Origin of the sequence: Streptomyces fildesensis, assembly GCF_016107395.1 — a bacterium.
GTDB lineage: Bacteria > Actinomycetota > Actinomycetes > Streptomycetales > Streptomycetaceae > Actinacidiphila > Actinacidiphila fildesensis.
The window spans coordinates 44,585-59,319 of the sequence record NZ_JAAIKO010000006.1 but is presented as its reverse complement, the minus strand read 5'-3'; the positions used below and the strand labels follow the sequence as shown (position 1 = coordinate 59,319).

The window sequence follows — 14,735 nt, the reverse complement described above, 5'->3', positions numbered from 1 at the left end:
GCGGTGTCGGCGGGGGAACGGCGCGCGGGTGCACGTGCAGCGGTACGGCGACGAGGAGGGGCCTGGAGCAGGCGGCAGCGGCACCGCCGTCAACAGGGGGAACGGGGACGCCACAGGACTCGCACGGACGGCCGTCCGGCGACCGGTAGGCGGCCGGCCCGCGGTCGGCTCCGAGCGCATCTGGATGGGCCAGACGCACGTCGCGCCGGCCACCGCGTCCTCCGACCACCATCACGGCGCGTCCGAGACCGCGATCCATGTCGTCAGCGGCCACCCCGAGTTCGTCTTCCTCGACGAGTCGAACGGTGTCAGGGAAGAGGTCAGGCTGCGCACCTCGCCCGGCGACTACATCTTCGTGCCGCCCTTCGTCCCGCACCGCGAGGAGAACCCGAGCGACGACGAGGAGGCCGTCGTCGTGATCGCGCGCAGCACCCAGGAGGCGGTCGTCGTCAACCTCCCGGGGCTGTACGTCCTGGGCGACCCCGGCACCGAAGCGCCTTGAGCCGCGGCGCACCCGGCCGCCGGATCAGACCGGGAGCATCTGCTGGGGCAGGAACTTCGCCTCGGTGAGGTACTTGCGGGCACCGAGGATCGCCGAGGACATCGGATCGGCCGCCGGGATGACGGGCATGCCGACCACTTCGGCGAGCAGTTCGCGCAGGCCGCCCATGAGCGAGCCGCCGCCGGTCAGCACCAGCCCCTGCCGGGCGATGTCGTCGGCGACGCTGGCCGGGCTCTGTTCGAGTACCGCGCCGACCGTCTCGGCGATCATCCGTACGTAGGGCGCGACGACCTCGGTCAGCTCGGCCATGGTCACCTGCACCGTACGGGGCCGGCCGGTGTCGCCGTCGAGGCCGGTCACCGACAGCGCGGCCGGGCCCCGTGCGCCGGGCGTACCGCTCAGGCCGGTCTTGATGTCCTGCGCCCGGCGGACGCCCAGTGCCAGCCCGTGCCGGCTCTCCAGGTGGGCGGCGATCACCTCGTCGAAGGTGTCCCCGGCCGCGGCGGTGGACGAGGACGCGACCATGCTGCCGAAGGCGAACCCGGCCACGTCGGTGGTGCCCGCTCCGACATCGACGACCATGCACCCGTCGCCGTCCCACACCGGCAGCCCGGCGCCGAGCGCGGCGGCCATCGGCTTGGGCAGCATCCGCACCTGGCGGGCGCCGGCCGCGTGCAGCGCGTCCTGCAGGGCCCGGCGCTCCACCGAAGTGGCCAGGACCGGGACGGTGACCATCACCCGGGGCGGCGCCCACGCCGTCCACTGCCGTCTGCGTCCCAGCACGTGCCACAGCAGCCGTGACGCCGCCTCGAACTCGGTGATCGCCCCGTGGCGCAGCGGGGAGGTGGCGACGATGCCGGGCGGGGTGCGGCCGAGCATCTTCCGGGCGTCCTCGCCGATCGCCAGCACCTTGTTGGTCCCGGTACGCACGGCCACCACCGAGGCGCCCTCGCTCACCGGGCCGTTCCGGCTGTGCACCCGGGTGGTCGCCGTTCCCAGGTCCACCACGAGGTCGAGGGCGCTGGACGCCCCGTGCGGGACGGGCGAGTCGGTCTGCTGCCGGCTGGTGAAGACGTTCAGCAGCTGAGGGAGCGTCATGGTGACTCCTCGGAGGGATACCTGGGCCGGGCCTGACCTGTCGTCATGAAGGCATGCCCGCCTTCACGCGCGCGGTGGTGCCCGCTGCGCGTTGTCCCTCGAAAGAGTGAATTCCCTCGCCCCGGCGGCCGACGGGTGTGCCGGGGCGGCCCGGCGCCGGGTACCGGCGGTCCCGCCGGCGTCAGATGCTGACGCCGTGTGCCCGCAGGTAGGTGAGGGGGTTGATGTCCGAGCCGTACTCGGGCCCGGTGCGGATCTCGAAGTGCAGATGCGGTCCGGTGGCGTTGCCGGTGGAGCCGGAACGCCCGATCTGCTGACCGCGGTTGACGGGCTGCCCGGACCGTACGGACAGTTGCGACAGATGCCCGTACTGGCTGTACCTGCCGTCGGTGTGGCGGATGACGACCTGGTAGCCGTACGCGCCGCCCCAGCCCGCGGAGACGACCGTCCCGTTGCCGACGGCCTTCACCGAGGTGCCCGTGGAGACCGGGAAGTCGACGCCGGTGTGGTACCCGCTCGACCAGCTGGCGCCGGACGCGTGGTACGGGGTGCTCGGGCTGACCCCGCTGACCGGTGCCATGAAGGTCGATCCGGACTGCGCCGGCTTCTGGGCCGGTTTCTGCGCCGCCTTGTGGGTCGCCGCCGGCTTGGCGGGGGCCTTGGCGGGCGCCGCCTTCTCGTGCTGCTGCGGCTTCACGGCGGGCGCCTGGGTCCTGGCCACGGGACGCTCGGTACCGGTGAGGCTGAGATGCTGGCCGGGGAAGATCAGGTCGGGATCGCCGCCGACGATCTGCCGGTTGGCCGAGTACAGCTGGGGCCAACCGCCCTTGGTGTGATGGTCCGCCGCGATACCGGACAGCGTGTCGCCGCTGACGACGACATACGCGTCGGCCGTGGTCCTGCCGGGTGTCGAGGGCGAGGAGGGCTTGGCGGCCGGTGCCGACTTGGCGGGCGCGGCCTTCGTGGAGACCTTCACCGGTGTCTTCACGGGAGTGGTCTTCTTCGGGTGCGCCGGGGCCTGTTGCGGAGCCGCGCTGTCGCGGGTGAGCCCGGCCCGGGGGCCGCACACCGGCCATGCTCCCGGTCCCTGGCCGCGCAGTACCTTCTCCGCGACGGCGATCTGCTCGGACTTCGACGCGAGGTCGGCGCGGGAGGCGTACGCGGTGCCGCCGTAGGCCTTCCAGGTGCTCGACGCGAACTGCAGCCCGCCGTAGTACCCGTTACCGGTGTTGATGTTCCAGTCCCCGGTGCTCTCGCACTGAGCGACCTTGTCCCAGGTGTTGAGCGGCGCTGCCGCCGCGCCGCTGACGCTGATCAGCGGCAGGGCGAGACCCGCTCCGCCGGCGGTGACGGTCAGGGAGGCCTGCGAGACCCGGCTGGGCCGGTAGCGGCGGTGACGACCACGTAAGGGCATAGACCTCGTCCTCTTCCACGACCGGGGGCCGGACTGGCGCCCCACAGGGTAGACGCAACGATTTGGCCACCACAAGGGGCGCACGTGGAGCGGCTGTTGGGGCGGGCCGCACCGGATGGCTTCCGGTGCGGCCCGCCCCGCCGGCGATCAGTTGGCGATGTTGTAGCTGTCGCCGTAGACCTTCCAGCTCAGCGGCGGGTTGAGGTCGAAGTTGCCCTTCTGGAGGAAGACGCGCTGCTCGGTGTCGACACGGCTGGTGTCGCTGTGCGCCTCCTCGGTCTTCATCGCGGCCTTGCGGGCGTCGAGGAAGGCATTGAGGTACGTTGTCTCGTTTCCGCCCTGGGCGGGGGTCTTGGCCTTCTTCATGGCGGTCTTGCGGATTCCGCCGAAGCTGGTGCTGTCGGTGCCCGGTCCGTGCATCACGATCGCGTCGTAGTAGGCGAACTGGCCGAGCGCGCGCAGGCCGTCGGACTTGGCCTGGTTGACAGCCGGGTTGAAGTAGACCCGGTCGCGCTCGTCGTTCTGCGCGGTCTGGAACGCGGCGTCCTTGGCGGCGGTCTTCCAGGCGCTCTCGAACGCGGAGCCGAGGCCCGAGTGCGATTCGGTGCCGTTGACCTTGCGCAGCGCGGGGAGGTACTTGGCAAGGGCGTTGCCGGGCTTGCGGTCCGTGTACAGCTGGACGAGGTCCAGCATGTCACCGGTGCCCGAACAGAAGCCGATGATGCCGGCGGTGTAGCCGCGGCCGTCACCGATGTCCTCGATGTACTTGTACTGCGACTTCCAGTCCAGCGAGGAGTTCTCTGCGCTGGAGACCAGCTGCATCGCGATGTCCTTCTTGTGGGCGTCGTCGAGACCGACGCCCGCCGCAGCCTTGACACCGGCGCTGTGCGCGGCCACCGGCGTCGCGGCGTTGCCGTTGGCCGCGATCACCAGGGGGGTGGCGCCTGCTGCCAGCAGTCCGGTAGCTATGAGAAGGGTCAGGCGCTTACGGGATCGTCCTGCGCGGTGGTCGTTCACGTGCTCTCCGCTTCCGGCCGGGGGGCGGCCACTTCGGGGCTCAGGAGGTTGCTCACGCCTTAGTTAGGAAACTTTCCTAACCGGGCGGGTGTATTCAAGCACCGCAACGAAGGAACGCCAAGAGGCAGTTCAATGATCAGTTCCGGATCCGTTCGGGTTCGGCCCGAAATCGGCTCCGGATCGGCCCCGAATACGATCGGGGCCGACTCCGGTTCAGCCCCGGCGCAGTTCCTCGAACCAGCTCAGGATCTGCGGGTAGGCCACGAACGGCGACGACATGTGCCCCGCCTCGCCCGCGTGGAGGAGGGGCGCGTGCACCCCGTTCGCCCGCAGTTGCGCCTGGCAGTGCTCGCTGTTGGCGATCGCCACGTCCCGGTCGGTTTCGGTGGCGAAGATCCGTACCGGCACCCGCGGCGTCCAGTCCGAGCAGGTGGAGTCCCCGACGCGCAGCGCCTCGGCGAACGCGCCCGTGGGGTGCTGCAGTGTGTCGATGAAGGCCGGGGTGAACAGCTTGCGCGGGTCGCCCGGCAGCGCGCCGAGGATCTCCTCGTCATTGTGGCTGCCGTCGAAGAGCTGCTCCACGGTCCGGTCGTAAGGCGGCAGGAACGCCTCGGAGGTCGAACCGTAGAGCGGGTACAGGCGGTTCCAGGACGTCGTGAAGTAGCCGAGGTAGTAGGCGGCGATGGCCGGGTCGAGCCGGCCGTCGAACGCGGCCGGAAGCTCCGCGCCGCGCGCGTCGAACGGGCCGCTGACCGGCGCGAGCGCCTGCAGCCTGAAGTACGGGTCGGCTCCGCCCTGCAGCGCCCGGCCGAGCCCCATCGAGGCCACCCCGCCCTGGGAGAATCCGGTGACCAGCACCTGCCGCTGCAGCGTCCGGCCGTGGCCGGCCGCGAACGTACGGGCCGCGCGCAGCATGTCCAGCGAGGCGCTGGTCTCCGTGCCGATGTCCATGTACGGGTGATGTCCGGGGCCGGTGCCCAGCCCGAGGTAGTCGGGGGCCACGGCGGCGAACCCGGCGCCCGCGAACATCACCGCGACCGCGCGGTCCGCGGTGTCCGGGTCCGTGGAGGCCACGCCCTTCTTCTCGGCGCGCGTGCCGTGCTCATAGGAGACGGTCCGCAGCTCGCGGGGCCCGCCGACCGGCAGGGAGACCAGGCCGCTGGCGGTGGTCGGCCGGCCGTCGGTGCCGATCGTGCGGTACGTGATGCGGTACGAGGCGGTCGCGTACCGCGCGCCGGGCACGTCGAATCCCTGGCTCTCGACGTAGGCGTCCGTCTTCGTACGGTTCAGCAGGGCGACGGGCACGGCGGAGAGCAACGTGCCGCGGCCGTCCGCGTGGTGAGCGGCCGATCCCGCGGCGGCGGGGCGGCCGTCGGCCGCGAGTGCGGCGGCCGGCACACCGGCGACGAGGGCGAGGACGAGCGCGGTGGCCGCGGCCCGGGCGATGTGGGTGCTGCGGGCGGTACGAGCGGATCGGGACATGGGCTTCCCCTGCGGTGAAGGTGCGGTGAGCACTGGGTTTCTGCTCCCCTCAGCCTTCCGTCCCGCGCTACGCCGCTCCATGGCCCCACACACCCGACGGGGGTGGGGCCGGCAACACCCCTGCTCCGGGGGGAATCCGGCGTGCCGGTTACCTGACCGCCACGCTCTGCCGCGCCGGAAGGATCCGCCCTTCCATCATCGCGCCCATTCCCCGCGCCACACACCCGTCCGGATGCTCCGCGATCTGCACCCGTAGCCCGGTGGCGGACCGGAGCAGGGAGTCCAGGCCCGGCATCCGGGAGATGGAGCCGCCGAGCGTGAGTCCGCTGTCCGCGATGTCGACCACCAGGTCCGGCGGGCAGCGCCGCAGGACCATGCTGACCCCGTCGAGGATCGGCCGCAGCGGGCCACGCATCGCGTCCCGCGCCGCGTGGGCGTCGGCCGTCACCGAGCGGGCCAGGCCGCTGACGATGTCCCGGCCGTTCAGCTCGACGTCCGCCTCGGCCGCGGGCGCGGTCCCGCCGATCGCCTCGCGCAGCGACTTCACGGTCTGGAAGGACGGCGCCAGTTCGTGGTGGCCGCGGAAGTACTCCACGACGGCCCGGTCGATGGTGTCGCTTCCCACCGGCACGGTCTCGGCGGCCACCACCGTGCCCATCGAGAGCACCGCCACCTGCGTACTGTCGGCGTTCGCCAGCACGATCATGGCCGCTTCCGGGTACTCCACGGGCAGTCCGCAGCCGACGGCCGCCGCGAGCAGCGAGTCCACCAGCTCGACACGGCGCAGTCCGAGGCCCGCCAGCGTCTCGAGCGCGGTGCGCCGCGCGACCGGCGGGGCGTCGTACGGAAGGCTCAGGGCTGCCCTGAGCACCGGGGTGCGCAGCCTGGCCCGGCGCAGTCTGGACCCCGCCACATGCCGGAGCAGACGCCGCGCCATCTCGACGTCGACCACCATTCCGCCCGCCACCGGCTTGATGACGAGGAGGTGCTCCGGCGCGCGGCCGGTCAGCTGTTCCGCGGTGGTGCCGATCGCGACCACCTCGCCGCGCTCGGTGTCGAACGCGACGACGCTGGGCTCGTCGGCGATCAGGCCGTGGCCCCTGAGGTAGACCCGGGTCCTGTCGGCTCCCAGGTCCACGGCGACGGTGCACCGTCGCAAGCGCTCCAGAACCGGTGCCAGGGTCATCACGCGCTCCCGACCCCGGGGAGTTCCCCGGAAGATATGGACGTGGCCGGCCCGTACGACCGGGTGGTCATGCGAGTTCCTGGCTCGCCGCCCGCACAGCGCTCTCCGGCCGGACCTCCGCCACCTCTTCTTCGACGGCGGGTTCGGTGGCCTCGGCAGATTCGATCATCATGCCCAGACCCAGCACGGTGGAGAGCGCGGGGTCCTTCGTGATGTGCACCGGCATGCCGGTCGCGGTCCCCAGCATGGTGTCGAGACCGGGCAGGACGGCGCTGCCGCCGGTGAGGATGATGCCGCGGTCGGCGATGTCGACCACCAGGTCCGGCGGGCAGCGCCGCAGCACCCGGCCGATACCGCTCACCAGCGCGGACAGCGGATCGCGCATCGCCTCCCGCACCCCGCCGGTCTCCAGGTTCAGGGAGCGGGCGAGTCCGCTGGACACGTCCTTGCCGTGCACCTCGGTGTTCGACTGCGGCTCCGCCACCGCCTCGGACAGCACCTGGTGCAGCGGCAGCAGCCCTTGGTGCGGGAGTATCAGATCGTGGTGGATCCGCAGGTGTTCGAGCACCGCGTCGTCCATGGCGTTCCCCCCGACCGGGAGGACCTCGCCCGCGATGATCCCGCCGAAGGAGAGCACCGCGACCTGGGTCTCGGACGCACCGCAGATCACGATCATGCTGCCTTCGGGCTGTCCGACCGGGATCGCGGAACCCACCGCGGCGGCGAGCGGGGCGTGGACCAGTTCCACCTGCCGGGCGCCCAGGTCCGTCAGCGTCTCGGACAGGATCCGGCGTGCCTGCGGTCCTGCGCCGTACGGGACGGCCGCCGCTATCCGCGGTTTGGACTGACGGAGCCAGGCCCTGCGCGCCTTGTCGCCGAGGAGGTGGCGCAGCATCAGGATGCCCATGTCCACATCGACGACGGTTCCGCCGGAGAACGGACGGACCACGCGCACGTATTCGGCGGTACGGCCGGCCATGCGCTCGGCCAGGCCGCCTATCGCGACAAGGCGCCCGTTACGGATGTCGACGGCCACCAGGCTCGGTTCGTCGACGATCAGTCCGGCGCGCTTGGCATAGACGCGGGTCCGTGCAGCCCCCAGATCGATCGCCAAGGTACAGCGGCGCAGATCGTGCAAGCTGTCGGTCACGGTGGTGCCTCTCGAACGGTGGATCCGGCCGCTCGTGCGGCGGCCTTCCCTTCACCATGAGGGCGGCCCCCGGTGATCGCCCGCTGGAATGCGCCGACTGGGGACACGTCAGGTCGGGGCGTGTCAGGACCGTTCGTCGCGAGCGGACGGCGGCCGGAGGCGCGTCCGGCTGTCCGCACCGGGCAAGCACGCCGACGCCGTCCCCGACGACTCGCCCCGCGCAGACGCCGCGCGTTTCACACGTTCGAGTGAAGACCCCGTACGGAGGATTGCCGCCCGCGGCGACCGGCGAGCGGATGGCTCCCGGTCCGTCAGGTCCGCAGGTAGGAGGCGCCGTTGACGTCCAGGACGGTCCCGGAGGCCCACAGGGCGGCGGGCGACGCGAGCCACAGGGCGGCGGCCGCGATCTCGGCGGGCGCGGCGACCCGGCCGAACGGGCTCTGCGCGCGGATCGCCTCGCCGCCGGCGCCGGCCAGCCGGTGGGCGACCCGGTCGGTCTCGATGAAGCCGGGCGCGACGGACGCCACCGCGATGCCGTGCGGTGCCAGTGCGACGGCCAGGGACTGGCCCAGTGCGTGGACCGCCGCCTTCGTCGCGCCGTAGGCGGGATGGTCCGGCTCACCGCGGAAGGCACCGCGCGAGCCGATGTTGACGATGCGGCCGCCGGTGCCCGCGGCGATCATCCGGTTCGCGGCGAGATGACTGAGGTTGGCCGTGCCGAGCAGGTTGACGGCGACATGCCGCTGCCAGGTGTCGGTCCACTCCTCGTAGCCGGTGGTCGCGGGCGGGTGCGGGGTGTTGACGGCCGCGTTGTTCACCAGGACGTCGATGCCGCCGAGAGCGTCGGCCGCATCGGCCGCCAGCCGGGCCGTGGCCGCCGGGTCCGCGAGATCGGCGCCCAGCAGGACATGGCCGGTGCCCGGCAGCTCCGCCAGGGTCTCCTCGGCCTCCTCACGGCGCGAGCCGTAGTGCACTGCCACCCGGTCGCCGTTGGCCGCGAATGCCTGGGCAAGCGCCCTGCCCAGGCCGCGCGAGGCACCGCTGACCAGTACTCGGCGGCCGGTGGCGGGGAACGGTGGGACATCGGTGGCATCGGGTACCGGGCCGGGCTGGTGCATCGCGCGCTGCTTCCTGGAGGGGTGATCGAACCCCCCAGCGTAGGAGAGCCTCGGCGCCCTACCGGCCCGGCCCCGTATCTGTCGCCCCGGTGGTCAGCCGGCGTTGGCGGCGTGGGTCAGGGTCTCCCAGGCCACGAAGAGGTTGTTCGAGCCCGCGGGACGCTGCTGCTCGGTGAGCCGCTGGGTGTTGGCCATCGCGATGCCGAGCCGGTTGTGCAGCGCGTTGAAGCCGACCTCGGTGACCGGGCCGAGGCCCAGGTTGAGGTGTCCGCCGCACAGCGAGGACGGTACGGCCGCGCCGAGCTGGTACTTGGCCTGGAAGCCCAGCGCCTGGCGCAGTCGCTCACCGACCTCGGGATAGAGGTCCTGGCCCTGGATGCGGGTGGTCTCCGCGATGTGCGAGATCGCCGAGATGCCGTAACCGGTGTGGGTGAAGTCGCGGCAGGTCTCCTGGGTCAGGCCCGCGGTGAACGTGCGCTGGCCCTGCCAGTAGCTGATGATCTCCGCGCTGGTGTCGATGCTGCCGCCGGGCGGTGCCTTGGGGAGGGCGCCGTCGGAGGGCAGGTAGATGTAGGCGGGCACCCGGCCGCGGAACTTGGCTATGGCCTTGTCGTAGCTGGCGCGGTCCTCCAGGAAGACCGAGATGCCGACGGCCGCCTCCATCATGCTCAGTTCCCAGTTCCCGTTGCTCTGGGAGCCGTTGATGACCTTCGGAAGGTAGACGTTGCGCAGCATGGTCGCGAAGCGGGTGACACCGGCCGAGGACCAGCCGGCCCCGGTGTAGCGGATGATCTCGGCGGCGCGGGGCCAGGTCGAGCCGGCCCAGCCGGTCTGCAGCGGTGCGTTGCTGTTGGTGTGGTTGGTGATGACCGCGGACCAGGCGTCCATGAGCTGGACGGCCTTGTCGGCGTAGCGGTGGTCCTGGCCGATGTACCAGGCCAGCGCGTCGGTGTACGCGGCGATGGCGTCCTCGCGCTCATCCGTACAGCCGTAGTTGGGGTTGGAGTACGAGCCGCATTCGACGACGGAGCGCGGCTTCGGGGTGCGCGACAGGGATGCGTACGGGCTCGCGAGCATCTTGTCGTAGGCGGCCTTCCAGGGCTGGGCACCCGCCCGGACCTGGGCACGGACGAAGTCGAGCTGACCGCGGCTCACCAGCACACCGGGATGGGCGAACGTGGCGGGGGCGCCGGCGACCGCAGGGCTCTTCGGTGCGGCGGCGACGGTTCGGCTCTGCGGTGCGGCGGATGCCGTCCTGGCGGCGAGGGCAGGGCCCGCGACCAGGCCTGCCGAGAGCAGGCCCGCGACGGCGGCGAAGGCGATGACCAGGGTTCTCCGCCTGCGTGGGGGGCGCGGAGTGGTTCCGGTGCGCATGGGGGGTGCCTTCCGGTGGGGGGTGGCGTCAACTCCCCGAGATTCACACCTGTGAACTATGTGCATTGGTATGAACCATCGTGGTGAGAGGCGAAGTTAGAAGAAACCCGTGAACACGTCAAGGATTCGCGTCGACCCGGCCTTCGATTGGCCGGGTTTCGGGCGAAGGATTCCCTTTGACCCGCGGAACGGCGTTCAGAAGATGGAATCGGGGCTCCCGAGGCCCGCCCGGCACCCCGCGAGTGGTGCTCTGCGAGTCGCGCTCCGCCCGTAAGCCTGTTCCCCTGGTAGGACGGATCCGCCCGCTCCCGCGGCGGGCATGTGGAGAGGGCGAGCATGCACACCAGTGAACTGACCCCCGCGATCCTCGAAGGTCTGCGCCGGCCGCGGCCCTATCCGGCGGTCTCGCTGCTGATGCCCACCCACCGGCACCGGCCGGACAACGCCCAGGACCCCATCCGGCTGCGCAACCTGCTCGAGGAAGCGCGCAAGCGCCTCACGGACGACCCGCAGGTCTCGCGCGCGGACCGGCTCGACCTGGAGGGGCAGCTGGACCTGGTGGCTCAGGACGTCGACTTCCTGCACGCGGAGGACGGGCTGCTGGTCCTGCTCGCCCCCGGGGAACGGCACATCTGGCAACTGTCCTCCCCCGTGGAGATCCAGGAACGCCTCGTCTTCGCCAACACCTTCCTCACCCGCAACCTCGTCGCCGCGCGGCTGTACGCCCGCCCGTACTGGGTGCTCGTGGTGTCCGAGGAGGCGACGCTGCTCTGGGAGGGATCCGGCGAACGGCTGGTGCCCGTCGAGCGCCACGGCTTCCCGCTGAAGCCCGGGATCCCGGACCCGGAGGACGCCGTCCCCGGGCCGAACATCGGCTCCGTCCCCGGCCACCAGCGCGAAGAGCGGATGCGCCAGTACCTGCGGTCCGTCGACGCCGCCCTGGACAAGGCACTGAACCAGGAGCGCCGGCCGGTCTTCCTGGTCGGTACGGCCAGCACCGTCACCCTCCTGGCGGAGCTGTCCCAGCACCCGCAGGATCTGGTGGGCCGCCTCGACCGCGCCGGGCTCGACAAGGCGCCCGCGCACGAGCTCTCGGAACGGCTGCGGCCGGTGTTCGAGGAGTACACGGCCAAGCGGAACGCCGATGGGCTGGAGGAGCTCGACTCCGCGCGCGGCCGGCGCCGCTTCGCCGGCGGCCTCGACGAGGCCTGGCGGGCGGTCACCGAGGGCCGCGGATCGCTGCTGCTGGTCGAGGAGCACTTCCAGGCCGCGGCCCGCATCCAGGACGGCCACCTGGTGCCGGTCGAGGGCGGCACGGCGGCCGACGGCGTCGAGGAGGACGTCGTCGACCAGCTCATCGAGGCCGCCCTGGACAAGGAGACCGAGGTCCGCTTCGTCCCGGACGACTCGCTCAGCGACGACGGCCGGGTCGCCCTCGTCCTGCGCTACTGACCGTCCGGTGCCCGCACGGGTGACCGCGCGGCACTGGTGGGCCGATCGCCCGCCCGCCGCCGGAGGGGCCGCGATGGCGACCGCGATCATCTCGGTCGGCCTGCGGCTGACCGGGTACGACGCGGCCTCCGCGGTCTTCCTCGTGGTGGCGGTCGCGGCGTGGCTGCTGCTCGCGGTGCTCTTCGCCGACCGGCTGCTGCTGGACCGCGGCACCTGGAAGGCACAGGCCGGGACCCCGGCCGCGCTCACCTCGATCGCCGCGACGACTGTGCTGGGCACCCGGCTGTCGCTCCAGGGCCGCCAGGGCGTGGCGGCGGCCCTGCTGATCGTGGCCGCCGGGCTGTGGCCGGTGCTGCTGCCGTCCGTCGTCCGGCACTGGAAGCCCGGGTTGCCGGGGGCGGGCTTCCTCGTCTGCGTCGCCACCGAGGGCCTGGCCGTACTGGCCGGGAGCCTCGCTCTCGCCGAGCGGCAGACCTGGCTGATGTGGGCGGCGCTGGTGTGTTTCGTGCTGGGCCTGCTGCTCTACGCCGCTGTGCTGCCGCGCTTCGACGTCCGCCAGCTGCGGACCGGCAGCGGCGATCAGTGGGTGGCCGGCGGCGCGCTGGCCATCTCCGCGCTCGCCGGCTCCGAACTCGTCACCGCGTCGGCCGCGAACGGACCCCTGCGCTGGGCCCCTTCGGCGCACGGAACACTGCGCGTGGTCACCGTCGTGCTGCTGGTGCTGGACCTGTGCTGGTTCGCCGTGCTGCTGGTGTGCGAGGTGCGGTGGCCGCGCCCGCACTACGACGTCCGCCGCTGGTCGACGGTCTTCCCGTTCGGGATGACGGCGGTGGCCTGCCTCGCCGTCGCCGCGGCGGCGGACGTCCCGGCGGCGGAGACCGCCGGGCGCGCGCTGCTGTGGCCGACCCTCGCGCTGTGGGTCCTCGCCCTCGCGGGTGCGGTCCGCTCGGCGCGGGCCGGCCAGGGGCCGCCTCCCTAGAACTCCGGGTCGGGCTCCCCCGCCGGATCCTCCGCGTCCTCCGGCTCCGGCAGGTCGCCGAACCCCTCCGGCTCGTCCGCCGCTTCCGGCTCGCGCTCGGTGCCGGAGAGCGTGTCCAGGATCTGCTGCCCGTACTTCGCCAGCTTGTTCTCGCCGACGCCGCTGATCGTGCCGAGCGCCGCCAGGTCCGCGGGAGCGGCCGTGGCGATCTCGCGCAGGGTCGCGTCGTGGAAGATCACATACGCGGGGACGCCCTGCTCCTTCGCGCTGGCGGCACGCCAGGCGCGCAGCTTCTCGAACACCGGCAACAGTGCCTCGGGCAGGTCGACGGGAGCGGCCCGGCGGGACTTGGCCGACTTCTCCGCACGGGCGGCCTTCTCCGGCTCCCGTCGCAGCAGCACCTCGCGCTTGCGGCCCAGCACCTCGGCGCTCGCGTCGGTGAGCACCAGCGTGCCGTAGTCACCCTCGACGGCGAGCAGCCCCTGGGCCAGCAGCTGGCGGACGACACCGCGCCAGCCGGACACCCCGAGCTCGGTGCCGATCCCGAACACCGACAGTGTGTCGTGGTCGAACTGGATGACCTTGGCCGTCTTCTTGCCGAGCAGGATGTCGATGATCTGGCCGGCGCCGAACTTCTGGTGGCGCTCGCGCTCCAGCCGCAGCACGGTCGAGAGCAGCTTCTGCGCGGGGATGGTGCCGTCCCACGACTCCGGCGGGGTCAGACAGGTGTCGCAGTTCCCGCACGCGGTGCTCTGCTGGCCGAAGTAGGCCAGCAGCCGCACCCGGCGGCACTCCACGGTCTCGCACAGCGCCAGCATGGCTTCGAGGTGCGTGCCCAGCCGACGGCGGTGGGCCTCGTCGCCCTCGGACGTCTCGATCATCTTGCGCTGCTGCACGACGTCCTGGAGGCCGTACGCGAGCCAGGCCGTGGACGGCAGGCCGTCACGCCCGGCCCTGCCGGTCTCCTGGTAGTAGCCCTCGACGGACTTGGGCAGGTCCAGGTGGGCGACGAAGCGCACGTCCGGTTTGTCGATGCCCATGCCGAACGCGATGGTCGCGACGACCACCACCCCGTCCTCGCGCAGGAACCGCGACTGGTTCGCCGCCCGGACCCGCGAGTCGAGACCGGCGTGGTACGGCACCGCGTCGATGCCCTTGCCCACCAGGAACTCGGCGGTCTTCTCCACCGAGGCACGCGAGAGGCAGTAGACGACGCCCGCGTCACCGGGGTGCTCGGTGCGCAGCAGTTCCAGCAGCTGCTTCTTCGGGTCGTCCTTCGGGGCGATCCGGTACTGGATGTTCGGGCGGTCGAAGCTCGCCACGAAGTGCCGGGCGTCCTTGAGGTTCAGCCGGGACGCGATCTCGCCGTGGGTGGCCTCGGTGGCCGTCGCGGTCAGCGCGATGCGGGGCACCTTGGGCCAGCGCTCGTGCAGCGCCGACAGCATGAGGTAGTCGGGCCGGAAGTCGTGGCCCCACTGGGCGACGCAGTGCGCCTCGTCGATCGCGAACAGCGAGATCGTGCCGCGGTCCAGCAGCCGCAGCGTCGCCTCGGAGCGCAGCCGCTCGGGCGCCAGGTAGAGCAGGTCCAGCTCGCCGGAGAGGAAGGCCGCCTCGACCGACCGGCGCTCGTCCATGTCCTGCGTGGAGTTCAGGAATCCGGCCCGCACACCGAGCGCGGTGAGCGCGTCGACCTGGTCCTGCATAAGGGCGATCAGCGGCGAGATGACCACACCGACGCCGTCCCTGACCAGGGCGGGGATCTGGTAGCAGAGCGATTTGCCGCCGCCGGTCGGCATGAGGACGAGGGCGTCACCGCCCGCGACCACATGATCGATGATCTCCTGTTGCGCCCCTCTGAACGACCCGTAGCCGAACACACGGTGCAGGACGCGCAGCGCGTCGCTCGTCTCGGACGTCTCGTCGAGGGCAGCAGCAGTCATCCGGGCAGTCTACGAGGAGCACG

At 71.9% G+C, this 14,735-nt stretch carries 12 protein-coding genes; 3 read left to right on the top strand and 9 right to left on the bottom strand.

The window, feature by feature from the left end; genetic code table 11:
• Window positions 1–28: 28 nt before the first annotated feature.
• Window positions 29–502, top strand: coding sequence for a cupin domain-containing protein (locus C6N31_RS11960; RefSeq protein ID WP_187145142.1), 474 nt, complete (start codon window positions 29–31; stop codon window positions 500–502).
• A 24-nt stretch (window positions 503–526) separates the two neighbouring features.
• On the opposite strand, the gene C6N31_RS11955 is transcribed toward C6N31_RS11960, so the two are convergent.
• From C6N31_RS11955 to C6N31_RS11920, 8 genes are all read right to left on the bottom strand, one after another.
• Entirely contained in the window at window positions 527–1,600 is a 1,074-nt protein-coding gene (locus tag C6N31_RS11955) for a rod shape-determining protein (RefSeq protein ID WP_138355225.1), read from the bottom strand.
• A 181-nt stretch (window positions 1,601–1,781) separates the two neighbouring features.
• Complete coding sequence (locus C6N31_RS11950) at window positions 1,782–3,014, bottom strand: transglycosylase family protein (protein WP_138355224.1); 1,233 nt, start codon at window positions 3,012–3,014, stop codon at window positions 1,782–1,784.
• 147 nt (window positions 3,015–3,161) lie between these two features.
• Window positions 3,162–4,031, bottom strand: coding sequence for a chitosanase (locus tag C6N31_RS11945; RefSeq protein WP_138355223.1), 870 nt, complete (start codon window positions 4,029–4,031; stop codon window positions 3,162–3,164).
• Between the two features lie 213 nt (window positions 4,032–4,244).
• A complete protein-coding gene (locus C6N31_RS11940; protein WP_232485096.1) occupies window positions 4,245–5,513 on the bottom strand; it encodes an alpha/beta hydrolase family protein in 1,269 nt (422 codons plus the stop codon).
• Window positions 5,514–5,661: 148 nt separating this feature from the next.
• Complete coding sequence (locus C6N31_RS11935) at window positions 5,662–6,699, bottom strand: rod shape-determining protein (protein ID WP_138355221.1); 1,038 nt, start codon at window positions 6,697–6,699, stop codon at window positions 5,662–5,664.
• Window positions 6,700–6,766: 67 nt separating this feature from the next.
• Window positions 6,767–7,849 carry a rod shape-determining protein gene (locus C6N31_RS11930; RefSeq protein ID WP_138355220.1) on the bottom strand — a complete coding sequence of 361 codons (1,083 nt, stop codon included), beginning with the start codon at window positions 7,847–7,849 and terminating at the stop codon, window positions 6,767–6,769.
• Between the two features lie 311 nt (window positions 7,850–8,160).
• Window positions 8,161–8,967: an SDR family NAD(P)-dependent oxidoreductase gene (locus C6N31_RS11925; RefSeq protein WP_138355219.1), complete on the bottom strand. Its 807-nt coding sequence runs from the start codon at window positions 8,965–8,967 to the stop codon at window positions 8,161–8,163.
• A 93-nt stretch (window positions 8,968–9,060) separates the two neighbouring features.
• Window positions 9,061–10,341: an alginate lyase family protein gene (locus C6N31_RS11920; protein ID WP_138355218.1), complete on the bottom strand. Its 1,281-nt coding sequence runs from the start codon at window positions 10,339–10,341 to the stop codon at window positions 9,061–9,063.
• 336 nt (window positions 10,342–10,677) lie between these two features.
• Between C6N31_RS11920 and C6N31_RS11915 the strand changes: the two genes are divergently transcribed.
• Together C6N31_RS11915 and C6N31_RS11910 are read left to right on the top strand one after the other, a co-directional pair.
• Window positions 10,678–11,793, top strand: coding sequence for a baeRF3 domain-containing protein (locus C6N31_RS11915; protein WP_138355217.1), 1,116 nt, complete (start codon window positions 10,678–10,680; stop codon window positions 11,791–11,793).
• Between the two features lie 7 nt (window positions 11,794–11,800).
• Entirely contained in the window at window positions 11,801–12,772 is a 972-nt protein-coding gene (locus C6N31_RS11910) for a tellurite resistance/C4-dicarboxylate transporter family protein (RefSeq protein WP_198357499.1), read from the top strand.
• Here C6N31_RS11910 and recQ read toward each other — a convergent pair.
• The gene (gene recQ, locus C6N31_RS11905; protein ID WP_138355215.1) at window positions 12,769–14,712 is read right to left on the bottom strand and encodes a DNA helicase RecQ; all 1,944 of its coding nucleotides are present in this window, start codon (window positions 14,710–14,712) and stop codon (window positions 12,769–12,771) included. The two genes, C6N31_RS11910 and recQ, sit on opposite strands and share 4 nt — an antisense overlap.
• Window positions 14,713–14,735 lie beyond the last annotated feature (23 nt).